Origin of the sequence: Micromonospora sp. NPDC005553, from assembly GCF_042871765.1 — a bacterium.
GTDB lineage: Bacteria > Actinomycetota > Actinomycetes > Mycobacteriales > Micromonosporaceae > Micromonospora.
Window position 1 is genome coordinate 596,425 of sequence record NZ_JBIAJD010000002.1, and the last position, 20,660, is coordinate 617,084.

Annotated in this window: 21 protein-coding genes and 1 tRNA gene; 12 read left to right on the forward strand and 10 right to left on the reverse strand. The window is 69.5% G+C overall.

Features of this window, described 5'->3' with window-relative positions:
* Nucleotides 1-10 precede the first annotated feature (10 nt).
* From eis to ACFYPG_RS10110, 3 genes are all read left to right on the forward strand, one after another.
* Nucleotides 11-1,186: an enhanced intracellular survival protein Eis gene (gene eis, locus ACFYPG_RS10100; RefSeq protein ID WP_387351417.1), complete on the forward strand. Its 1,176-nt coding sequence runs from the start codon at nucleotides 11-13 to the stop codon at nucleotides 1,184-1,186.
* 54 nt (nucleotides 1,187-1,240) lie between these two features.
* Nucleotides 1,241-1,990 (forward strand): ZIP family metal transporter, encoded by a 750-nt coding sequence (locus ACFYPG_RS10105; RefSeq protein ID WP_387351418.1) that lies wholly within the window; start codon nucleotides 1,241-1,243, stop codon nucleotides 1,988-1,990.
* 120 nt (nucleotides 1,991-2,110) lie between these two features.
* The gene (locus ACFYPG_RS10110; protein WP_387351847.1) at nucleotides 2,111-3,295 is read left to right on the forward strand and encodes a hypothetical protein; all 1,185 of its coding nucleotides are present in this window, start codon (nucleotides 2,111-2,113) and stop codon (nucleotides 3,293-3,295) included.
* An 11-nt stretch (nucleotides 3,296-3,306) separates the two neighbouring features.
* Here the strand turns inward: ACFYPG_RS10110 and ACFYPG_RS10115 are convergent, their stop codons facing one another.
* The 3 genes from ACFYPG_RS10115 to ACFYPG_RS10125 all read right to left on the reverse strand — a co-directional run bounded on the left by ACFYPG_RS10115 (nucleotide 3,307) and on the right by ACFYPG_RS10125 (nucleotide 6,008).
* Complete coding sequence (locus tag ACFYPG_RS10115; RefSeq protein ID WP_387351419.1) at nucleotides 3,307-4,389, reverse strand: NAD-dependent epimerase/dehydratase family protein; 1,083 nt, start codon at nucleotides 4,387-4,389, stop codon at nucleotides 3,307-3,309.
* A gap of 162 nt (nucleotides 4,390-4,551) precedes the next feature.
* Complete coding sequence (locus ACFYPG_RS10120) at nucleotides 4,552-5,601, reverse strand: GlsB/YeaQ/YmgE family stress response membrane protein (RefSeq protein ID WP_387351420.1); 1,050 nt, start codon at nucleotides 5,599-5,601, stop codon at nucleotides 4,552-4,554.
* Nucleotides 5,598-6,008, reverse strand: a complete 411-nt coding sequence (locus tag ACFYPG_RS10125) for a PadR family transcriptional regulator (protein WP_387351421.1) — start codon at nucleotides 6,006-6,008, stop codon at nucleotides 5,598-5,600. Before ACFYPG_RS10125 ends, ACFYPG_RS10120 begins: the two co-directional genes overlap by 4 nt.
* 204 nt (nucleotides 6,009-6,212) lie before the next feature.
* On the opposite strand from ACFYPG_RS10125, the gene ACFYPG_RS10130 reads away from it, so the two are divergent.
* A tRNA-Lys gene (locus ACFYPG_RS10130) sits at nucleotides 6,213-6,287 on the forward strand.
* 122 nt (nucleotides 6,288-6,409) lie between these two features.
* Here ACFYPG_RS10130 and ACFYPG_RS10135 read toward each other — a convergent pair.
* The 3 genes from ACFYPG_RS10135 to ACFYPG_RS10145 form a co-directional block, all read right to left on the reverse strand.
* Nucleotides 6,410-6,787 (reverse strand): carboxymuconolactone decarboxylase family protein, encoded by a 378-nt coding sequence (locus ACFYPG_RS10135; RefSeq protein WP_088986731.1) that lies wholly within the window; start codon nucleotides 6,785-6,787, stop codon nucleotides 6,410-6,412.
* 288 nt (nucleotides 6,788-7,075) lie between these two features.
* Nucleotides 7,076-7,600, reverse strand: a complete 525-nt coding sequence (locus ACFYPG_RS10140) for an SMI1/KNR4 family protein (RefSeq protein WP_387351422.1) — start codon at nucleotides 7,598-7,600, stop codon at nucleotides 7,076-7,078.
* Between the two features lie 96 nt (nucleotides 7,601-7,696).
* Complete coding sequence (locus tag ACFYPG_RS10145; RefSeq protein WP_387351423.1) at nucleotides 7,697-8,422, reverse strand: DUF4839 domain-containing protein; 726 nt, start codon at nucleotides 8,420-8,422, stop codon at nucleotides 7,697-7,699.
* Nucleotides 8,423-8,843: 421 nt separating this feature from the next.
* On the opposite strand from ACFYPG_RS10145, the gene ACFYPG_RS10150 reads away from it, so the two are divergent.
* The 4 genes from ACFYPG_RS10150 to ACFYPG_RS10165 all read left to right on the forward strand — a co-directional run bounded on the left by ACFYPG_RS10150 (nucleotide 8,844) and on the right by ACFYPG_RS10165 (nucleotide 14,179).
* On the forward strand, nucleotides 8,844-9,362 hold the full coding sequence (locus tag ACFYPG_RS10150; RefSeq protein ID WP_387351424.1) for a hypothetical protein: 519 nt from the start codon (nucleotides 8,844-8,846) through the stop codon (nucleotides 9,360-9,362).
* A gap of 144 nt (nucleotides 9,363-9,506) precedes the next feature.
* A complete protein-coding gene (locus ACFYPG_RS10155; RefSeq protein ID WP_355004764.1) occupies nucleotides 9,507-10,277 on the forward strand; it encodes an IclR family transcriptional regulator in 771 nt (256 codons plus the stop codon).
* Nucleotides 10,278-10,715: 438 nt separating this feature from the next.
* Nucleotides 10,716-12,146, forward strand: coding sequence for an extracellular solute-binding protein (locus tag ACFYPG_RS10160; RefSeq protein ID WP_387351425.1), 1,431 nt, complete (start codon nucleotides 10,716-10,718; stop codon nucleotides 12,144-12,146).
* A complete protein-coding gene (locus ACFYPG_RS10165) occupies nucleotides 12,143-14,179 on the forward strand; it encodes an ABC transporter permease subunit (protein ID WP_355004762.1) in 2,037 nt (678 codons plus the stop codon). Before ACFYPG_RS10160 ends, ACFYPG_RS10165 begins: the two co-directional genes overlap by 4 nt.
* A gap of 420 nt (nucleotides 14,180-14,599) precedes the next feature.
* Here the strand turns inward: ACFYPG_RS10165 and ACFYPG_RS10170 are convergent, their stop codons facing one another.
* Nucleotides 14,600-15,211, reverse strand: coding sequence for a dihydrofolate reductase family protein (locus ACFYPG_RS10170; protein WP_355004761.1), 612 nt, complete (start codon nucleotides 15,209-15,211; stop codon nucleotides 14,600-14,602).
* Nucleotides 15,212-15,348: 137 nt separating this feature from the next.
* Between ACFYPG_RS10170 and ACFYPG_RS10175 the strand changes: the two genes are divergently transcribed.
* Nucleotides 15,349-16,044, forward strand: a complete 696-nt coding sequence (locus ACFYPG_RS10175) for a LysR family substrate-binding domain-containing protein (RefSeq protein ID WP_387351427.1) — start codon at nucleotides 15,349-15,351, stop codon at nucleotides 16,042-16,044.
* 63 nt (nucleotides 16,045-16,107) lie between these two features.
* Here the strand turns inward: ACFYPG_RS10175 and ACFYPG_RS10180 are convergent, their stop codons facing one another.
* On the reverse strand, nucleotides 16,108-16,752 hold the full coding sequence (locus ACFYPG_RS10180) for a TetR/AcrR family transcriptional regulator (RefSeq protein ID WP_387351429.1): 645 nt from the start codon (nucleotides 16,750-16,752) through the stop codon (nucleotides 16,108-16,110).
* Nucleotides 16,753-16,808: 56 nt separating this feature from the next.
* On the opposite strand from ACFYPG_RS10180, the gene ACFYPG_RS10185 reads away from it, so the two are divergent.
* From ACFYPG_RS10185 to ACFYPG_RS10195, 3 genes are read left to right on the forward strand one after another with little or no spacing between them, the layout of a single operon-like run.
* On the forward strand, nucleotides 16,809-17,102 hold the full coding sequence (locus tag ACFYPG_RS10185; RefSeq protein ID WP_112624669.1) for a hypothetical protein: 294 nt from the start codon (nucleotides 16,809-16,811) through the stop codon (nucleotides 17,100-17,102).
* Nucleotides 17,102-18,004, forward strand: a complete 903-nt coding sequence (locus ACFYPG_RS10190) for a methyltransferase domain-containing protein (protein WP_355004757.1) — start codon at nucleotides 17,102-17,104, stop codon at nucleotides 18,002-18,004. The genes ACFYPG_RS10185 and ACFYPG_RS10190 overlap by 1 nt, the downstream gene beginning before the upstream one ends.
* Nucleotides 18,001-18,384 (forward strand): hypothetical protein, encoded by a 384-nt coding sequence (locus ACFYPG_RS10195; RefSeq protein WP_387351431.1) that lies wholly within the window; start codon nucleotides 18,001-18,003, stop codon nucleotides 18,382-18,384. The genes ACFYPG_RS10190 and ACFYPG_RS10195 overlap by 4 nt, the downstream gene beginning before the upstream one ends.
* A 42-nt stretch (nucleotides 18,385-18,426) precedes the next feature.
* On the opposite strand, the gene ACFYPG_RS10200 is transcribed toward ACFYPG_RS10195, so the two are convergent.
* Together ACFYPG_RS10200 and ACFYPG_RS10205 are read right to left on the reverse strand one after the other, a co-directional pair.
* Nucleotides 18,427-19,323 (reverse strand): GNAT family N-acetyltransferase, encoded by an 897-nt coding sequence (locus ACFYPG_RS10200; protein WP_387351432.1) that lies wholly within the window; start codon nucleotides 19,321-19,323, stop codon nucleotides 18,427-18,429.
* A 27-nt stretch (nucleotides 19,324-19,350) separates the two neighbouring features.
* Nucleotides 19,351-20,511, reverse strand: coding sequence for a low temperature requirement protein A (locus tag ACFYPG_RS10205; RefSeq protein ID WP_387351434.1), 1,161 nt, complete (start codon nucleotides 20,509-20,511; stop codon nucleotides 19,351-19,353).
* Nucleotides 20,512-20,660: the final 149 nt, after the last annotated feature.

A 20,660-nucleotide genomic window follows, 5' to 3' on the forward strand; every position in this document is an offset into this window, starting at 1 on the left:
CATTCGCCGGGTGACCGACGACGACCGTCTCACCACCAGCTTTCCGCTTGCCGCGTACGCCTTCGAGTCCTCGCCGCTCAGCGCCGCCCGGACGGCGGAGTTCCGCGACTACCTGCCCTACAACCAGGGCAACCGGACGTTGATCGCCGAGGAGGACGGCACCACGTTGGCCGCCGTCTCGGCCATCCCGATGCGACAGAACCTGCGCGGGGTGGTGCTGCCGATGGCCGGTGTCGCCGGGGTGGCGACCCATCCGCTGGCCCGCCGGCAGGGACACGTCCGGACGTTGCTGCACCAACTCCTCGACGAGATGCGCGACGAGGGCCATCCGCTCAGCGCGCTCTATCCGTTCCGGCCCAGCTTCTACGCCCGGTTCGGCTACATCGGGCTACCCAAGCCGCGCCGGGTCACCTTCACCCCGGCCAACCTGGGCTCGCTGCTCCGGGTGGACCTGCCCGGCGAGGTCGGCTGGGAACGCGTCGCCGCCGGCTATCCGGCATGGCGGGCGTTCACCGAACGCAACCTCCAGGAACGACACGGCTTCGCGATCTTCCCGGACTACCGAGGGGTCGGGATGCGTGACCGTGACGAGTACTGGCTGCTCACCGCCCGGGTCGGCGGGGAGGTCACCGGCGCGGTGACGTACCGGATCGAGGATTACGGCGGCACGCTGCACGGCAACGAACTGCTGGTCACCGACCCGCTCGCGCGGGCGCTGCTGTTGCAGTTCTTCGCCCGGCACGTCGACCAGATCCAGCGGATCACCGTTCAGGTTCCGCCGGACGAGTTGCCCGAGCTGTGGCTGACCGACCTGGACGTGCACGTCGAGGCCCGTACCCAGGTGCCGGGTGCGTCCGCGCCGATGGCCCGGCTGCTGTCGCTGGACGCGCTGAGCGGGCTGCCCGCGGGCCCGGGCCGGGTGCGGATCGAGCTGACCGGGGACCGCTGGTTGGCCGGCACCCACCTGCTCGACGGCACGACCGGGGCGCTGGAATTGGTCGACGACAGCACCGGCCGCGCGCCGACCGCCACGCTCACCGCAGCCGGTCTCTCCGCCCTCGCGTACGGGGTGCTGGACCCGGCCGAGCTGCCACTGCGCGGTCTGGGCGAGGTGCCGGTGGACGCCGCCACGGAGTTGCGCAGCCTCTTCCCCCGGCGGGTGCCGTACCTCTTCGCCGACTTCTGAGCCCTCCTCACAAACGGGTTTGTCGCCTCGGCGAACGTGGGTACGGTCCCGCGAATGCCGGAGTGGTTACAGGCGGGTGGATGGGGGTTGCTGGCCGGGTCGGCTCTGCTGGTCGGGGCGGCGGTCGGCTGGTTCGCCCGGGTGCCGCAGCGCCTCATCGCGTCGATCATGGCGTTCGGCGCGGGAGTGCTGCTCTCCGCCGTGTCGTTCGAGTTGATCGCCGAGGCGCACGCGCAGGGCGGGCTCCTGCCCACCGCTCTCGGCGCTGCCGCCGGCGCGGTGGTCTACACAGTGGCCAACCTGGCTCTCGCCCGACACGGCGCCCGGCACCGGAAGCGGTCCGGCGACCAGCAACCCTCCGAGAGCGAGCAGCCTGGTTCCGGCTCGGCGCTCGCCGTCGGCGCGCTGCTCGACGGCGTACCGGAATCGGTCGTTATCGGCGCCAGCCTGCTCGGCGGCGGCGCGGTCAGCCTGGTCACGGTAGCGGCGGTGTTCCTCAGCAACGTCCCGGAGGGGCTGTCCAGCGCCGCCGGCATGCGCCAGGCCGGCCGCACCCGACGGTACGTGTTCCTGCTCTGGACCGGGATCGCGCTGATCAGTGGCGTCGCCGCGCTGGTCGGCAACACGCTGCTGGGGGGCGCGCCGCCGGAGGTGATGGCCGCCATCACCGCGTTGGCCGCCGGCGCGATCCTCGCCATGATCACCGACACCATGATCCCGGAGGCGTTTGAGAACGCTCACCTGCTGGTCGGTTTGATCACCGTCGCCGGCTTCCTGACCGCCTTCGCTCTCTCCCACACCTGACCACCGCTCACCGCACCGGATCCGGCGCGGCGGGCGGCGGACGTGGCTTAGCAGTGCATTAAACCGGCTCGGCGGATTCGTCGCGATGCCGTCGTGGCTCCTAGCATCACGGGGGTGCGCATGACGTCGCTTGCCGCTCTCCTCGTCCTCGGTGTCGCCACCGCGACCCTGCCCGCCTGCGCGCCCAACGACCCGGCCCCCACCTTCGAGGCCGGCTCGACCGCCTCGCCGACGGCCCTGCCCACCGGCGGTCAGGGTGAGGCGTTGGGGGCTCGCGACGGCCTCGGCGGCCCGGGGGCCAGCGCCAGCCCGAAGCCCGCCAACAAGGTGCTCGCCGCCGGCAACCCGAACGGCAGGGCCACCGTGCCGGCCGAGGCGCGAGCGGTGGACACCTCGAAGCCGACCCGGAGAATCGGCACGGGCACCCCGGCGAGTTGCACCTCCGCGGCGGTGGTGAAGGCCGTCGCGGCCGGCGGAGTCATCACATTCAACTGTGGACCGGCCCCGGTGACGATCAAGATGGCCGCCACCGCCAAGATCCGCAACGCCAACGGGCCGAAGATCGTGCTGGACGGCGGCGGCACCGTCACGCTGAGCGGCCAGGGGCAGCGCCGAATCCTCTACATGAACACCTGCGACGAGGCCCAGGGCTTCACCACCTCGCACTGCCAGAACCAGGATCACCCGCAGCTCACCGTCCAGAACCTCACCTTCGCCGACGGCAACTCCACAGGCGAGAAGGCCGAGGGCGGCGGCGGTGGGGCGATCTTCGTACGCGGCGGCCGGCTGAAGGTGGTCAACTCGCGCTTCGTCCGCAACCGCTGCGACCGCACCGGCCCCGACCTGGGTGGCGCGGCCGTCCGGGTGCTGAGCCAGTACGAGAACAAGCCGGTGTACGTGGTGGGCAGCACCTTCGACGGCGGCTCCTGCTCCAACGGTGGGGCGCTGAGCAGCATCGGTGTGTCGTGGGTGGTGCTGAACAGCCTGCTCAGGAACAACGAGGCAATCGGCAGCGGCGCCAACCCGGCCAAGTCCGGTACGCCCGGCGGCGGCAGCGGCGGCGCGATCTACTGCGACGGCAACGAGTTCACCGTACGGATCGCCGGCACGATCATCGAGAACAACACTGCCAACGAGGGCGGCGGCGCGGTCTTCTTCGTGAGCAACAACCGCACCGGCACGATGAGGATCGAAAACTCGACCCTGCGGCGCAACCCCAGCGCCAAGTTCGAGACCCGTGGCTTCCCCGGCATCTTCTTCCTGGGCGCCCGCAACCCCACTGTGACGGGCTCCAAACTGAGCTGAGGCCGCGTACCTCAGTAGGGGTTTCCTTCGCCTGGGGGGCGGGCGTGGAGGAGGGCGGCGGGGCGGCCGGGCAGGTTCGGTGCGCCGGACATCGGAGGGCTCGATGTGTGGTCGCCGTCGGCCATCCCGGCGAAGAGTTCCTTGAGCGCCGTCAGCGCGCTGATCTTCGGCTGCCAGCCCAGCTCGGTCTCCGCACGCTCGCTGGACATCAGCGGGGCGTTCAGACCCAGCTCCACCCAGCCCGCGTCGACCGGTTGCAGCCGCGCCCGCCAGGTCAGCGCCGCCGCAGCCCGCAGCACCGGCGCGGCGACCGGCACCGTCCAACCATGGAAGTGCCGGGCCACCAGCTCCGGAGTGAGCACCGGGTCCGCGGCGACGTTGAAGGCGCCGCGAACATCACCCAACACCGCCCGGGCGTACGCGTCAGCCACGTCGTCGGCGTGCACCGCCTGCATCCGCAACCGGCGGTTCGCCGGCACCAGCGGGATCCGGCCGAAGCGCAGCAGCCGCACCGGCGCCAATGGGCCGAGGAAGTAACGCGTGATCTCCGCACCGGCGGCCCGCTGGAAGATCAACCCGGGGCGCATCCGTACCACCCGCAGCGTCGGGTGATCCCGTTCGAGCCCGTCCAGCAGCGCCTCCACCTCCGCCTTGTGCTCGCTGTACGACGAACCGGGCACACCGGTGGCCGGCCAGCGCTCACTGATCGGGTGGTCCTTCGGGCCGGGCGCGTAGGTGCCGACCGACGAGGCGTACACCAGGGCTGGCACGCCGGCCTGGACCACCGCGTTGATCACCGCCCGGCTGCCCTCGACGTTGGTCCGGCGCAGCACCCGCTGGTCGTGGCTGGGCTGGATCTGCCAGGCCAGGTGCACCACCGCGTCCGCACCCGCGAACACCTCGGCGAGCTGCCCGGCCGCGCCCGGCGCGCCGATGTCGCAGGAGTGCCACTCAACCTGGTCGTACGGCTCGCCGGCATCCGGGCCGGGCAACCGTCGAACGACCCCGGCCAGCTCGACGCCCCGCTCCCGGCGCAGCCGCCGCAGCAGCGCCGTACCGACGTTGCCGCTCGCCCCCACCACCACGATCCGCATGCCCGACCCCGTACCCGCCCAGCAGCAGCTCAACCACCCACCAGCGCGGTGGCCCGCCCCACCCCTTGATCCACTCGACTTCCTGAAAGTCGCGGCATACGAGCGCCCAGAAGCGCCCAACTTCCGGGATCCCGAGTCCCGCCACCTGGGTCCTGCCCGAAGTCAGGCCCGTGCCGTAGCGGTCGAGCGGTGTCCGCAGGTCGGGCAGGCGTCGTCGAGCACTCGCCGACGTACGGTCTGGTGTCGTGCGGCCTGGCCGGCGAGGGCCGCTGCCAGCAGCGCCGCGCCGACAAGAAGGATCGACCCGGTCGTGGTGGCGTAGGCCGCCGAGGTCGGTCCACCTCCCTGGCTGCCCCAGATCCCTTGGCTGAGCTGGTTGGCGCCGAACAGGGCGGCCGGGGTGGCGAGCAGCACTGTCGCCCAGAGGCCAGCGTCGTCCGCTCGCAGGGCGCGACCGAGGCCGACGAGCAGGACCAGCGCGAACATCAACCCCCCGACCATCGCCAACAGCTCGGGGGTCGAGCCGTACGAGGTGAACATGTTCCCGCCGTTCTCGGCGGCGCTGAATGCCACCGATGCGACCGTCACACAACCGGCAGTGAGCGGCGGCAGGCCACGCGCCACCCAGCCGGGATGGGAGGGCAGCGCGAGCGTGGCCAAGCCGAGCGCGACGGCAGGAACCAGCACGAACAGCGGCGGCCCAGACTGCCCGGTGACGGCGGCCACGGGCGGCACGACGACGGTCAGCAGGAGACCGCCGGCCGCGACAGAGCGGGCCCAGGCCCCGGGCAGCGCCGTGGCGGTGAGGGCGACGAGCAGCCAGCCCAGCCAGATCACGGCCCCGAGGGTCTGGAACGGGCCGACCGGATCCAGCCCGGCGAAGCGGGGATCTTCGAACTCGATCTGCAGGAGCAGGAAGACGGAGACCGCGACCAGGGTGTTCAGCGCGGCGGTCGCGGCCAGCGGGAGAGCCGCAACCAGCCCGAGAGCGCCGTACCCGCGCAGTCGCTCCCGGAGCCCGGCGCCGAGCAGGTCGACGGCGTCGTGTGGGGATGGCCAGCGCCGCCCCGGATCGACGGTGTCGAGGTACGTGCCGACGATCTCGTCGCCCCGCTCAGCCTGGTAGTCACCCGGGTAGACCCACAGCAGCCGCCGGTAGCGGGACTCCAACGGCGACCCGGCCTGATCCTGCGCGGGGTTGGGCTGGTTCATGCCGGGCCTCCGGTCGGTCGAAGGATGGGGCGGGCAACCGTCAGAGGGCCGCGTGTGATGCCATCGGCGGCGCGGGTGCCCGCAGGTCGAGCACGTAACCGCTGCGTGGCGGCCTCGACGTTGCGGCGCAGCCGTTCGGTCTCGGCGGTGAGCACGGACCGGCCAACCTCGGTGAGCCGGTAGTAGCGGCGCAGCCGACCCTCGACGACCTCCTCGCGGTCCCGCTCGACCAGCCCCTCGTCGGCGAGGCGGTCGAGTGCGCCGTAGAGGGTGCCGGGCCGCAGCGCCAACAGCCCACCGGAGAGGGCCGCGACGTCGCTGGTGATGCCGTAGCCGTGCATGGGTTCCCGTGCGAGCGCGGTGAGGATCAAGAAGGTGGGTTCCCGCAGCGGCGTGGGTGTGGGCATGACGTCAATATATCGGTGATGAAGCTATACCGGTGACGAAGTGGTGCGGGAGTTTGCCGGAGACGTCAGGCCGGTGCGCCAGCGGGTCGCTGAGCCCTGCACCGTCGACTGAGGTCCTGTGGCGCGGGCGTAGACCGGCATCGCTCCGCCGGACCGGGGGCGGACATCAGCCGGGCCGCAGACGGTCGGGTAACCTGAGCGCGCGGGCCGCTAGCTCAATGGCAGAGCTGTGGACTTTTAATCCATAGGTTCAGGGTTCGAGTCCCTGGCGGCCCACCATTCAGCGCCTCTGAGCTGCGACAACTCCGACCGAAGATCATCGGGCACGGCCAGGACACAACTCAGGCGTGATGAGATGGGCGGCCAGTTCCTCTGCGGCAGACGGGATGGTGGCAGCGTCGTCAGCGGTGCTCGCCGAAGACCGCCGCGGCCACCTGGTAGCTGTCGAACGCCCGGGCCGCCCCGGCGTACGCCTCAAGGTGGATGAAGAGCTCGACGATCTCCTCCTTGGTCACGCCGGACGTCAGCGCGATGCGCAACTGCCCCCGCAGCGGCTCGTGGGTGCCCAGCGCCGCCGCGACGGCCACCGAGATCAGGCAGCGGCTCCGCAGGTCCAGGCCCGGTCGCGGCCACGAGTCGCCGAAGGTGTGCTCGGTCGCCAACCGCCGGAAGTCCTGACCGACCGCGGGTTCCCCGTCGGCCAGCGGCAGGGTCAACGGTTGGCCGAGGAGGCGCTCCGCGGTGTCGAGGGCCTGCTGGTATCGGGGATCGTCGGGCATGCGTTGCCACCTCCGCACGTGTCAGCCAATCGACTGCCGTTCGGTTCCAGCGTCGCGCCTACCCCGGCGTTCGGTCGGCCGTTCCGGGAAACTGGTGGTCGGCATAGCATCGGATGCGGTGGAGCGCCTGCCCGCGCTCTGTGCGTCAGCCCACGCCTGAAGAGTCGGCAGCGGTGGAGGTTGCCGCCGCTCGCTGTCCTCCCGCACGCGCGTGAGGAAGGCCCAGATCATCAAAGAGTTGGGCGGTGGGCTCTCGTCGGTCCCACTCTTGTCGAGCACCCCTCGCAACTACCGGCACAGTGAGCCGATCAGCTCATCAAAGCCGGGGAACTCTTCCCGCGCTGCGGTAATGACGTCATCCGCCGACCTGCGACGCGACGGTGCCCAGCGTTGGGCGATCTCCGTGAGGCGGGCATCCGTACGAGGCTCGTGTTCGTGATCGGGATAGACCGTAGCTTCCCACGGACCGAAACCGTCGGCGACGAGCCACAGGTAGTCCCACAGGGTTTGCGCCACGACCCCCGTTTCGCCCTCCGAACCGAGAAACACCACCGGCTGCTGCTCGATCGGCTCACCGTGACGCACCAGCCAGAACGCGGCGAGGCCGCCGGTGCCGTCCTGCCCGAAGACCCGGAACTCGGAACCGTCCAGCTCGGCGTTTCCGGTCCACGCTCTCCACCACTCGGCAATCTCGCCCGAGTCGAGGAAGTGCGGGTACGGCTCGAAATCGACGCCGACGCCGTCCCTGTAGTCGAAGCCGACTTCGTGAGCTTCGGACAGCGGAGTCGGCAGGGTACGACCATCGTGATCCACGGCAGCACCCTAGCGAGGAGGACCGACGGACCGGTCTGGTGCCGGCCAACGGCTAGGGCCCCGGGTTGCACCGCTCCAGCGCGCTGCCCATCTTGGCTACCGGGCTTCCGTCGAGACCGGGTCGAGGAAGAAGAGGCACTGGGCGGGGTTGAACTTACCTACCTCGGCGACGAAGCGGAACTTGTCACCTACGCCGACAGCGGCGGGGATCTTCTCGCCGGTCAGCTTCAGGTCGAGGATGTTGACGTCCTCGTACTTGAAGGCTGGGCCGACCGTCGTGTTCGGTCCCATGTCGCCGGGGCCCAGGAGGAAGTCGTAGCGGGTGTCGTAGTCGCCGTGGGGCGCCACGTTCACGATCGAGCCGTTGAACGCGACCGTCTTGCCCTCGTACCTGGTCGCGAAGGCAAGATTCGCGTCGTCGCAATCGTCTGCCTTCAGCAGCGCGGCGAACTCCGGATTGTTCTGCGGCGTGATCACCTCAGTGGCAGCCGACTCGACAGCGGTCGGAGCCGGCGTAGCAGACGGTTTCTCGCCCACCGCAGCCGTCGATTTTTCTGGCCCGTCCTCCTTTTCGTCTCCGCCACTGAGTGCCGAGGCAGTGCCGATGACGATGGCCAGGATCACGAGGACGGCGGCAGCCGCGCCGATCAGGAGCCACGGCTGCGGCTTCTTCGGCCGACGGAAGTTGACGGTGGAGCGAAGCGTGCCTGGGGTCTGTTGCACGAGCTCCCAGCCATCCTTCTGCATCTTCGAGATGACCCAGCCGTCGGTGCCGCGAACTGGCCGTACGGTCTTGTACTCGTACTTGATCTCGTCGACCATGCGGCTCCGCGCTCCCTAATGGACTGCTCGCACCAACTGCCTGGCGCAGCGTAGGGGACAGGCACAACTGACACCGGCTCTGTGTAACGTCAGCTTGATCGGCGACGCCCCCGGTGGGTCACATTCGCTGCCTGATGGCAGACGTCGCGCGCTGGTAGCCTGACGCCTTTCGGCGAGAGGCGGAGGCTGCCCGGTGCACAGGATTCTGCTGCGTGGGTTCGTCGCGGTGGCGACCGTCTCCGTGGCGGCCGCCTGCGGTTCTCCGGCGGCTCCCGGAGCGGATCCATCCGCGCAGGCAAGGAAGCAGGCGACAGCCACGAAGTCGCCCTCCCCGGCGGTTCCGGCGACCGGCGGGCCCGGGTACTCCGCCGCGCTGTCCGCACGCCTGGTGACCCCGGAGTCGCTACCGCCCGGCTTCACCGTGGACATCGCGACCACCATGGCACTCGATGCCGGCGATCGACGTCCAGACGTCGACGCGTCGTGTTCGCGCAGCATGATCCCGCTGCTGTCGGCGAGGCGGCTGACCGGGACTCCGTCAGCGATAGCCGCAGCCACCCTCAGCTTCGACGCGGGTCCCGACGACCTGTGGGTGGGAACGGAAGTCCTCAGGACCTACACCGACGACGGCGCACGGCGAGCGATGGCGGACCTGCGGATGTTCATCGGCAGTTGCCCGACCCTCGTGCTGCCCGACCAGGGCGGCAGTCATCGCTTCGCGGTCGCGGTCGCGGCCGGGCCGCAGTTGGGCGATGACAGCCTTCACGTCACCAACGCCACGACGTCGGGTCCTGACACGCTGGAGTGGGACGTCATCCTCGTCCGGACCGGCACCACCTTGGTGGTCGTTCAGGCGGAGGGCAACAAGCCCGGCGGCGCCGAACACCTCACCCGGGTGGCCGAGGCCGCGCTCCACAGATTCCAGACGACCGGGTCCTGAACGCCCGCAAATCCGGGCGCGTTGCAGCGGATCAACGACGAGGTTGGCACCTGGCGCCGCGGGCTGACGTAGATATCCTCTTCAGGTGCTGGCTCGTGTGGAGATCGTTGACACGGGTCCGGCACTGCGAAGGGACTATCGAACATGCCCCGTGTGGTACCGGCGGTCATCCGCGCACTCGACGTCCTGGAACTGTTTCTGGACTGCCCCCAACTGTCGGCCCGCCAGGTGATGGAGCGCCTCGATCTGCCCCGCACGACCGTCCACGAGTTGCTCGTGACGCTTGAGGCTCGTGCGTACCTGATCTCCATACCGGGTCAGCCCGTGCAGTATCGGCTCGGCATGCCGCTGTTCCAGTTGGGCGCGGCGTTCGCGGGTCGGCTTGATCTGGTACGCGAGGCGCAGGGCGTCGCACGGGACGTGGCCGCCGCGTGCGATGAGGCGGTTCATGTGGCGGTGCTCGACGGCGCCGATGTGATCTACCTCGTCAAGTTTGACAGCACCCACCCGGTTCGGATGGTTTCCGGGGTCGGGCTGCGGCTGCCCGCGCACTGCACGGCCGTGGGCAAGGTGCTGCTGTCGGCCCTCGATGAGGCGGACCTGGATGCCGTCCTGCTGAAGGACCCCCTGCCGGGTATGACGCCGGACAGCATCACCGATCCGGATCTTCTTCGTGAACATCTTGACCGGGTCCGGGTGGAGGGCGTCGCTGTCGACATCGGTGAGTCGGACACTGCGATGCGGTGCGTCGCCGCGGGGATCCGGGACCACACCGGCGCCATCATCGCTGGGATGAGCCTGTCCGCGCCGATCATCCGTTGGACGCCTCAGGTGCAGGTGGAGTGGACCGGGTTGGTCCGCGAGGGGGCGGCCGCGTTGTCGGCTCGCATGGGCTACCGGGCGCAGCCTCGATAGGGCGCCTCCCGCTTTCGGTTCGAAACAACATCGAAACATTGACATCGCTCTTCGCACTGTTCTAGCGTCGCGACCACTCGATCCGGTATATCGAACCTAGTTCGAAATCTCGAACGGCGGTGGTCCCGTGACCCGACCGAACTGGAACGTCAGCGCTACTGCCTCGGCCCGGTCGCCGATCGCCTCGACCCCGTCGCGCCATCCGACGAGCGGCACCCGACATGTCTCGGGTGGCTCCGACGAAGCGCGCGGCAGTGGCTGTCCCACGGTGACGGGCGGGCCCGCTCACCACCGTGGCGACCCACCGACGCACTGATCTCGACGGGCGACCCTCGGTGGTCGCCGGCAGAAACCAACTGGAACACAACCGTCGCGGTGTCCGCCAGCTGTGCCTTCGGCGTGCAGCCGTGCGCGGGGAGATGAAGGAGGCGAACGTCCATGGAGGACAAGTCGGGGTGGTCACGGCGCGGCTTTCTGGGGATGGGGGTTGGGGTGCTCGGCGCGGCCGGTCTGGCCGCGTGCGGTGGCGACTCCGATCCGCCCAGCAGGGTGCAGCCGGAGGTTCCGCAGGAGCTGATCGACGCCGCGGCGGCGATGAAGGGCTCCTCAATGGGCATGCTGTCGCAGAAGCTGTACTCGACGGCGGCGAACGAAGCCCTCGACAGCTCGATCAAGAAGTTCGCCGACACCACCGGCACGAAGATCGAAAACAGTCTGGTCCAGGCCGACGCCGGTGACGTGGTGGCCAAGATCGACGCCGAGGTCAAGGGCGGGGTAGCCCGTGACCTGGCGTTCATGACCGACTCGCGGTTCGTCGCCCAGTTCCAGGCGCTGGGCGACCTGGAGGACGTGACGGACGTCGTCACGGCGCTGACCGCCAAGTACGGCGAGCCCTGCGCCGAGGCCAAGAACTTCTGCGTCTTCGACGGCAAGTGGTTCGCCATCCCGTACCACTTCATCGGGATCGGGTCGTTCCTGCGCAAGGACTGGATGCAGGACAAGGGCATCACCCCCAAGGACATCTACAGCTGGGAGGAGCTGCGGGACCTGTGCCTGGAGATCTCCGACCCGGCCAAGCGCCGGTTCGGCTGGGGCATGACGGTGAACCGGTCCGGTGACGGCAACGGCATGATCGAGGCGCTGATCAATGCCTACGGCGGGTCGATCGCCGCCAACGACGGCCGGAAGGTCACCTTCAACTCCCCGGAGACCGTGCAGGCGGTGACCTTCCTCGGCGACATCTACACCAACCCGAAGTACAAGCCGATGTTGCCACCGGGGATCGCGAGCTGGACCGACACCAGCAACAACGAGAACTGGCTCGCCGGGATCCTCGGCTACACCCGCAACCAGTTCAGCGTGTACGCGGACTCCAGGACCAAGAAGAACCCGGTGCACGCGAACACCCACGTGTTCTCCGACTGCATCGGGCCGGCGACCGACAATCCGCTGCTGCTCGGCCAGTCGCAGGGCTTCGTCGTCTTCAAGGGTGCCAAGAACCCGGCGCTCGCCAAGCTCCTGGCGCAGTACCTGGTCAGCGCGCCCGCGCTGCTCGGTGTGGCGAAGGAGGCACCCGGCCTGGTGATGCCCGCCTGGGAAAAGGTCTGGGACGCCGACCCGTTCTTCACCAGTGGCGACCCGGCGTTCCCCATGCTGCGCAGAATCACTGAATTGAAGCTGCCGCTGAACACGAAGAACGGCCTGACCTTCCCGCAGAAGGCCAGCGCGGGCCAGCAGGCGGTGGGGTCGGCCTACGTCCTCACCGACATGATGCAGCAGGTCGTGCAGGGCACCGCGCCGGTGCAGGCCGTGTCGGCCGCCCACGCGAAGATGGTGCAGATCTTCAACCAGCAGGGGCTGCCGCAGTGAGGTCTGTCCGTCCTGCCCGGGTCCCGGCGGCGAGAAAATCCTCGCCGTCGGGGCCCGGCTCCCTCACCGCAGTCCAGCGGCGGCTGGGCCGCGACTGGCGACTCGCGGCCCTGTTCCTGGCACCGATGGCGGTGCTGGTCGGCGGGCTCGTCCTCGTGCCGATCGCCCGGTCGATCATCACCAGCACCACGGAACGGCACGGGCAGGACACCGTCTTCGTCGGCCTGGACAACTACCTCGCGCTCGTCGGCGACGACCAGTTCCACACCGGCGTGGTGAACTCGTTCGTATTCACCGCGTACGCCGAGATTTTCAAGGTCGTGCTGGGGTTGGCCGCCGCCCTGCTGCTGCACCATCGCCGACGTGGGCGGGCCGTGCTGGCCGGGCTGCTCCTGGTGCCGTGGGTGGTGCCGACGGTGGTGACGGCGTTCAGCTGGCGCGCGCTGCTCGACCCGATCTTCGGCAGCGTCAACACGCTGCTCACCGCCACCGGGATCGGGCCGCTGCTGGCCAGCGCGCATCTTGTCGACAGCTGGCCCGCGGGCTGGCTGTCCGACCCGTCGCTGGCCATGCCGTCGGTGATCCTCGTCAACGTCTGGAAGGGGGTGCCGTTCTTCACAGTGTGTTTCCTCGCCGGGTTGAAGGCCATCCCGGCGGACCTCTACGAGGCGGCGACCATCGACGGCGCCTCGGCGTGGCAGCGGTTCAGAAGCGTGACGCTGCCCGGACTGCGCCACGTGATCACCGTGACGGTGACCCTGTCGTCGATCTGGACGTTCAACAACTTCGACCTCGTCTGGTTGCTGACGCAGGGCGGCCCTGGCGACGTGACGGCGCCGTACGTGCTCATCGCCTACTCGAAGGCCATCCTGCAGCTGCAGTACGGCGCGGGCGCGGCGGTAACGCTCGTCATGCTGCCGATCATCGGCGGGCTGGTGTTCGTCCTGGTCCGGTTGTTGCGCCAGGACACCAACATCAAACTGCCCCGGCGACGTCGCACAGCGCTGAGGATCGGCGCACAGCGCTGGGCCGGGACGGCGCGGCGGGCGCTGCCGTGGGTCGTCACCGCACTGGTCACCGGTCTGCTGCTCTGGGCATCACCGCAGATCTTCTGGAAGGCGGCGGTGGTCCTCGGTGTGATCCTGCTGATCGCGGCGGGGGTCGGCCGGGTGGTCTCGACCCTCCAGTCCCGAGGTGGTCGCCGTTCGTCGACAGTGGTCTCGGGTGTGGGTTCCTGGGCTGCGCTGGCTGGCTTGCTCTTCTTCGTGCTGGGCCCGCTGTACTGGATCTTCGTCACGGCCTTCAAGTCCGAGGGTCAGGTCGTCATGCGTACCGACGACCTGTGGCCGACGCCGTGGACGCTTGAGCAGTTCGGCGCCCTGTTCGACAACCAACCGTTCGGCCGCTGGTATCTCAACACCCTGCTGGTGTCCGCGGCGTCGACCGCTGTGGCACTGGTCTGCGCCGCCCTGGCGGGCTACGCGCTGGCCCGGCTGCGGTTCCGCGGGGCGCAGGGCTTCACCGTCACGGTGCTGCTCACCTACGTGATGCCGGGCGCGCTGCTGTTCATCCCGCTGTACCAGATGCTCATCGGCGCCCGGCTCACCGACTCGTTGTGGTCCCTGGTGGTGACGTACCCGACCTTCACACTGCCGTTCGCCACCTGGCTGCTGGTGGGGTACTTCTCGTCGATCCCCATCGAGTTGGAGGAGGCCGCCCTGGTCGACGGTTGCAGCCGCATCCAGGCATTCGGCCGGGTGGTGCTGCCGCTGGCCAAGCCAGGGCTGCTGGCGGTCGCGCTCTTCACCCTGACCAACGCCTGGAACGAGTTCCTCTTCGCCTTCGTGTTCATCACGAAGGACGAGTACAAGACGCTCCCGGTGGGGATGCAATCCATGATCGCCGGAGACGTCGTGCCGCAGGGACAACTCGCCGCGGCGTCGCTGCTGGTCAGCATCCCCGTGGTGATCATGTACGCCCTGGGGCAGCGCTTCCTGACCGAAGGGCTAACCGCCGGCGCGGTGAAGGGGTGAGCCGACGGGCCGCTGGTGCGCGATCGGCACCAGCGGCCCGACAACGGACCGTCCCCACGACGGCTCCGGCGAGCGTCGGGTCAACCAGCGACTCGGACCGCTTCCACATCTGCCGCGATCATCGAGAAGACGGCCATGTCATGTGCCTTCTCGCCATCCCAGTCGGCCATTCGCAGGGTGCCCTCCCGAACGCCGCCAGCTGGCCGGCGTCCTGCGGGCCGAACTCACGGATCTCCAGACTACCCGAGATGATCTTCACTGGTGCGAACATGGTGGGGAGCGTAGAGCCAAGCCCCGAGTCGTCGCGCACCTTTACCTCGCCGCGGGGAGCAGGAACGGGTGCCGGGACGCGTGGCCGCCGCTCACGTCCAGGTCATGTTGATGGCCCGGGCGAGGGCGTTGGTCATGGGTGCGGTGCCCTCACGCGGTCTCGGTTCCGGTCTGTGCACGGGCGTAGGTGAGGAAGAGTGCGCCACTGTCCAGAACTGTGTGGTCGGTCAGGCGCCAGGTGCGTGGTGCGAAGACGGCGTCACGGCCGAAGAGCGGGATGCCGGCGCCAATGGTCAGCGGGGCAAGCTTGATGATCAGCTGGTCGATCTCGGAGTAGAGGGCACCGGCCAGCGCGCCGCCGCCGATCACCCAGACGTCCTTGCCGTCGTGGCGCTTCAACTCTCGTACCGTGGCGATCGGATCTTGGCCGATGACCTCGACGGCCGGGTCCGGGCTGCTGCCCAGCGTCCGGGAGAACACCAGGTGGCGCAGGTGCGGGTACGCGTCGGTCACACCGGCCTTCAGGCCCACCTCGTAGGAGTTGCGCCCTTCCACCACGGTGTCGAACCGGCTGCCCTGATCGGTGATGCCGAACGCCTGCCGGGCCGGACCGGGGAGGGTCTCCGGGTACTCCGCGACGAGGTGGCGCAGGTAGTCGTCCGGAATGGGCCAGAACCCGCCGGGGCCGGTCGGGTCGGCGCCGTCGGGGCCGGCGATGAAGCCGTCCAGGGTGGCGGCGATGTAATACACGAGCTTGCGCACGACGATCTCCTCGTTCAGGCTGCCGGTCGCTGTTCGGCGACGACGTCCATCAGCCTGCCCGGCAAGACACCGGGCTACAAGATCACAACTGGTAACGTGCCATAACCCTTCGCTAATGCGTGGATCGGGAACGGCACATGGAACTCCGCGACATCGAGCCCATGTACCGAGGTCTGCACGAGGGCATGGACCGGGCCAGGCTCGCCGCACGCGGCAAGACCGGGGTGCTGCGGGTCGGGTCCATCGCCGTCAACCTCCATGACTTCCGCGAGTTGTTCGACGGGTTCGCGAAGGACCACCCTGAGTGTGAGGTGCAGCTCCGGCATGTCGACTTCGGCGATCCCTTCGGTCGGCTGCGCGCCGGCGACATCGACGTGCAGATCGTGTGGCTGCCCGTGAGGGAACCGGACCTCACCGTCGGCCCGGTGATCTACACCGAGCCCATCGTGCTGGCCGTAGGGGCAACGCACCGGTTGGCGGGCCGCACATCGGTCTCCTACGAGGACCTGGCGGACGAGACGGTCATGGGCGGGGCCCGGCCGGACTACTGGCGGGAGACCCTGGTGCCCGTACGCACACCCAGCGGGCGGTTGATCCCGATCGGCCCGTCGGTCTCCAACTTCCAGGAGATGATCCCGATCCTCGTCACGGGCGAAGCCGTCTCGCCGGTACACGCCCAGGCTGCGCGCTACTACGCGAGGCCGGACATCGCCTACGTGCCCATCCACGACGCTCCTCCGGGCCGGTGGGGGCTGATCTGGCGTACCGGCAGCGAGACGGAACTCATCCGCTCCTTCGCCAGCATCGCGCGGGGTCTTCACCCCGTCGAATAGCCCGCCGCGTCGGCGGGCCAAGTGGCCACAGCTTCGGCAGCACGCCATGACCGGCGCTCTCCGTCATTCGGCGCCGGCGATGATTGCGCCGCTGACCGTGTCCACATACCACCGCTGGTACTGCTCGATCGTCCATCCGCGTTGCCGGACGAGCCAGTCGAAGTTGCGGACGTCCTGGGCCAACCAGAGGATGTCGGCCACCTGGTCGACGCCCAGGTCGGGGCATACGCCTCCCGTGCCGACTAGTTCGGCGGCGAACATGGCCATGCCGCGGCGGCGGTCGTCGACGTTCTTGCGCCAGATCTCGGCGGCGTCCGGATCGGCCGTGGCAGCGCCGGCCAGCGCGAGCATCACCTGGGCCTGCCGGGCGTTGACCTCGGCAAGGTGACGTGCGTAGCGGGCGAGCTTGGCCTGGGGGTCGGCGAGGGCGCGGATCTCGGCGACGAAGGGCCGGTCCGGCAGGGCCACCGGTTCGTCGTCGCCGGCCAGGGTGACGTCGACCAGCTGGGAGAGCAGTTGCCGCTTGCTGCCGAACACCGCGTACAGGGTCTGGACCGCGACGCCGGCTTCCACGGCGACAGCGGTCAGCGGTGTGGCCGCGTAGCCCGGGTCGACGAACAGCCGGCCAGCCGCTTCGAGGATCGCTCGCCGGGTCTGTCGGGCCTGCTCCTGTCGGCGGGAAGAGTCATAACGCCTCTTGACAACCACCTCTCGAGTGTAGTGCTCTATTGGATAGAGTCTCACTCTATCGAGAGGTGGCGGCCATGCCGTTCGGTGTGTTGCAGGAGATGCCCGGCGTCAGCGAGGCGGAGTACCGGCAGGTGGAACGACACCTCGGACCGGACCGACCGCCGGGCCTTCTCGCGCATGTCGCCGGGCCGACGGAGGACGGCTGGCGGATCATCAACATCTGGCAGGACGAGGCGGCATTCCGCCGGTTCCAGTCCGAACGGCTGGTCCGGGCTGCTGGCTTGGCGGCGCAGGAGGACGGCTTCGACCCGACGAAGGCGGCTCACTTCCGCTCGATGAGCGTCGACGGCGCCGAGATGCCGTTCTGATGGCCGACACCGCCAGCCTGCGGGCTCGCGGCGCCGCTTTCTGGGCGGGCGCGGCAGCTGGCTGGATTCGCCACGCCGTTCGGCAGGACGAGACCGGTCGGCCGTTGGGCGCGGCTGCCATGGATCGACTGGCCGCACGACCCGCCGAGCGAATCCTCGATGTGGGCTGCGGCTGCGGCGGCACCACGGCCGAGATCGCCGTCGCAGTCGGCGAGACCGGCGCGGCGATCGGTGTCGACATCGACGAGGCGATGGTGACCGCCGCTCGACGCCGATTTCCCACCGACGGGTACCCGGCCATCCAATTTCATGTGGCCGACATCGACACTCTCGATGTCGTGCCTGGTGCCCCGTTCGACGCGGCGTTCTCACGAATGACCCTGATGTTGTTGGCGGACCCGGTTGCCGGCTGCCGCACGATCCGGCGATCACTGCGCCCGGGAGGGCGCCTCGCCGCGACCGTCTTCCGCGACAGTGGCGTCAACCCGTGGCTGTCCGCGGCGATGCTCGGCGCCGCACCGCATCTCGGGCCGTTACCACCACTCCCGGTCGGTGACGAGCCCGGTCCGTTCGCGTTCGCCGACCCGGCGCGGCCCACCCGGATCCTCACCGCCGCCGGCTTCACCGCCGTCACGATCACACCGTGCGATGTCGCCCTGGAAACTCCTGACGACGCCGACGCGGTGGCCGAATGGCTCATCGAGGTCGGCCCGGCCGGTGCCGCCTACCGGGCGGCTCCGCCGGCTGGTCAGGCCTCGGCCCGGGCGGGGGTCGCCCGGCTGCTCGGCCGGTTCCGTGAGCCCGGCGTCGGCTACCGGCTGCCCACCGGCCTCTGGCTCGTCGCCGCGAACGCCGCCGGAACCCCTACCCACCGCGAACCCCGTGAGGACAAAATCCAATGAGTACGTACCGACCGCTCGCACCAGCAATCTGCCTCGTGCTCGCCCTGACGGCGTGCACCGAGGCCGACGCGCCCGAGCCCACTGCGGTGCAAGACACGACAGGACCGACCAGCGCGGCCGGATCCGCTCCGGCCGACGGCTCTCCGGTGTCGGCGAAGGACGTGTGCGCCTACCTGGACGGCCAGGTGCCGACGCTCAAGGGAATCGGGTCCGAGACGGGCGCGATGGCGAACCTCACAGTGAACCTCTATTCCTGGTACGAGAAGCAGGGCCCTGTACCCAACGGCCGTGACATCGACGACCAGACCCGCAAGGAATGCCCGGCGACCCGGACCGAGGTGCTGAAACTCGCCGGCATGGAGAGCTTCGAGCGGCTGTAGCCGCCGCGAACGCGACGCCCGATCACCGGACGGTTGCGGCCGTCAGTGCCCCAGCTGCTTCTCGAACCAGTGGTGGGCGTACGGCTCGGTGTTGTACGCCTCGATCTCCCGGTAACCGGTCGCCCGGTACAGGGCGATCGCCTCGGTGAGGTTGCGGTTGGTGTCCAGCCGGACCGCTGTCGCGCCGCGCTCGGCGGCGTACCGTTCCAGCTCGCCCAGCAGTCGTCGCCCGACGCCGAGCCCGCGTACGGTGTCGGACACCCACACCCGTTTGACCTCGGCGGGCGCGTCGGGGTGGAGTTTGACCGCGCCGCAGCCGATCGGTTCGCTGTTGAGGGTGGCGAGCAGGAGCACCCCGTTGGGCGGGACGAGCGCTTCGTCGGGGAGCGGTTTGCTCAGTGCGGGGTCGAACCCGTCGTCGAATCGTCGTGCGATGTCGCGGGCGTAGGCCCGCAGGCACGCACGGGCTCGCGGGTCGCTCGGCGGGCACGGCTCGATGACGACCATCGAGCCCATGAGCAGCCGTTCGACCTCGGCCATGGCGGTGACGAGTCGTTCGCGACGGTGTTCGGTGAGTGGTTCGAGGATCGAGGCGGCGAGATCGTCCGACCGCTGGTCGAGGTCGGCCCACTGGGTCCGGCCGGCCTCGGTGAGCGTGGCGACGCGGACCCGGCCGTCGGCGCCGGTCTGGTCGACCGGTCCGACGGTGACGAGGCCGTCGTTCTCGAGGGTGCGCAGGAGTCGACTGAGATATCCGGAGTCCAGGCCGAGCCGGGCCCGTAGCGCGGCGACCTCGGCACCGGCGGGGCCGATCTCCCAGAGCAGCCGAGCCTGCCCGAGAGGGCGCCCCTGGGCCATGTACTCGTCGTCGAGCGCGCCCACCCGTTGGGTGACCGTCCGGTTGAAGCGCCGCACGGCGGCGACGAGAGCCGAGTCCATACACCTGACTTTAGTCAGGCTTCTTGACTACGCGCCAGCTCGGTGGCGGTAGGAGCCGATCCCGGCGTGGTCCAGGGCGACCACGGCGAGCGCCACCCCGGTGGCGACCGCGCTGACCGCCAGCAGCGGCATCCGCAGAACAACCGCCGCGCCGGCCAGCACGAACAGGGCGGCGACCCGGGGCCAGGAGAGTCGCCGGTGGATCGCCGCCGAGAAGAGGATCCGCCCGAGGAGGAACAGCATCGGCCCGCTCAGGATGAACAGGACCGCTGTGAGGTCACCAGTTCGCAGAGGGTGCGCGATGCTCAGCTCGGCGCCCACTGAGGTGACCACCAGCCCGGCGATCATCACCAGGTGCAGATATCCGGTGATGACGCCGAGACGGGCCGGATCGGCACGCTCGATGGCGGGGCCGAGGCGCTGGCCGGCGGGCGTGACATAGAGCAGACCGATCAGCACGGCGGTGGCGAAGACCAGCAGGAACGCGACAGTCTGCGGGAAGTGGAGATCGGTGCCGGCGTACGAGAGGCCGGCGACCAGGACGAGCTCGCCGAGCGCGATGATCATGATCTGCTGGTACCGCTCGGCGAAGTGCTCGCCAGCCAGGTGCAACTCCTGCCGCCCGGTCCGGCCCATCCCCGGCGTGGGCCAGCGGAGTCGCGGGCCGGTGAGGTCGATGGCGAGGGCGAGCAGCCAGAGCGGCACCCGCCACTGCGGCAGAAACCCACCGACCAACCACGGTACGGCGGAGACGCTGAACCAGCCGAGGATGCGCAGCGTTCGAATCTGTCGCGGATGACCACGCAGCCCGACGGCGGTGACCACGCCCCGGGCGATGTGCACCGAGACGTACGCGCCGGCGAAGAGCAGGCCCCGCCCGTCCAGCGCCTGCGGGATCGCCACCCCGGCCAGCAGGCTGCCCAGCGCGGCACCCACCAGCAACCACCGCACCGCCGGACTCTCCGGGTCGTACCAGTCGGCGAACCAGGTGGTGGGCACCCAGATCCACCAGACACCCGCCAACAGCAGGGCGGTACGCAGCGCGCCGGCCAGGCTGAGGTCGTGCAGCAGGTGGGCGGCCAACTGACTGAGGGCGAGCACGAACGCCAGGTCGAAGAACAGCTCCAGGAACGAGGCGCTCAGCGGCGAGTTGCCGCCCCGCAGCAACCGTTCGGGTCTGCCCGCCATCGGCGCTCCTCCCGCCGACGCACGCCCTGCGTCCGTCGTACCACCCGAGGCCGGCCACCGGAGGCGAAAGCGGTCAGCGGCGGAGCGACGACCCACCGCCCCCTCGTGTCGTTGATCCGGCTGCGCCCATGGTCACCGCTGGCCACGGT

Excerpts from the sequence above, each read along its gene's own strand:
- ACFYPG_RS10145 (WP_387351423.1), bottom strand. The coding sequence starts at position 8,422 with ATGGTCGACGAGATCAAGTACGAGTACAAGACCGTACGGCCAGTTCGC.
- ACFYPG_RS10195 (WP_387351431.1), top strand. The coding sequence starts at position 18,001 with ATGAGTACGTACCGACCGCTCGCACCAGCAATCTGCCTCGTGCTCGCC.
- ACFYPG_RS10120 (WP_387351420.1), bottom strand. The coding sequence starts at position 5,601 with ATGAACCAGCCCAACCCCGCGCAGGATCAGGCCGGGTCGCCGTTGGAG.
- ACFYPG_RS10125 (WP_387351421.1), bottom strand. The coding sequence starts at position 6,008 with ATGCCCACACCCACGCCGCTGCGGGAACCCACCTTCTTGATCCTCACC.
- ACFYPG_RS10190 (WP_355004757.1), top strand. The coding sequence starts at position 17,102 with ATGGCCGACACCGCCAGCCTGCGGGCTCGCGGCGCCGCTTTCTGGGCG.
- ACFYPG_RS10135 (WP_088986731.1), bottom strand. The coding sequence starts at position 6,787 with ATGCCCGACGATCCCCGATACCAGCAGGCCCTCGACACCGCGGAGCGC.
- ACFYPG_RS10110 (WP_387351847.1), top strand. The coding sequence starts at position 2,111 with ATGACGTCGCTTGCCGCTCTCCTCGTCCTCGGTGTCGCCACCGCGACC.
- ACFYPG_RS10175 (WP_387351427.1), top strand. The coding sequence starts at position 15,349 with ATGGAACTCCGCGACATCGAGCCCATGTACCGAGGTCTGCACGAGGGC.
- ACFYPG_RS10205 (WP_387351434.1), bottom strand. The coding sequence starts at position 20,511 with ATGGCGGGCAGACCCGAACGGTTGCTGCGGGGCGGCAACTCGCCGCTG.
- ACFYPG_RS10155 (WP_355004764.1), top strand. The coding sequence starts at position 9,507 with ATGCCCCGTGTGGTACCGGCGGTCATCCGCGCACTCGACGTCCTGGAA.
- ACFYPG_RS10105 (WP_387351418.1), top strand. The coding sequence starts at position 1,241 with ATGCCGGAGTGGTTACAGGCGGGTGGATGGGGGTTGCTGGCCGGGTCG.
- ACFYPG_RS10160 (WP_387351425.1), top strand. The coding sequence starts at position 10,716 with ATGGAGGACAAGTCGGGGTGGTCACGGCGCGGCTTTCTGGGGATGGGG.
- ACFYPG_RS10200 (WP_387351432.1), bottom strand. The coding sequence starts at position 19,323 with ATGGACTCGGCTCTCGTCGCCGCCGTGCGGCGCTTCAACCGGACGGTC.
- ACFYPG_RS10115 (WP_387351419.1), bottom strand. The coding sequence starts at position 4,389 with ATGCGGATCGTGGTGGTGGGGGCGAGCGGCAACGTCGGTACGGCGCTG.
- ACFYPG_RS10185 (WP_112624669.1), top strand. The coding sequence starts at position 16,809 with ATGCCGTTCGGTGTGTTGCAGGAGATGCCCGGCGTCAGCGAGGCGGAG.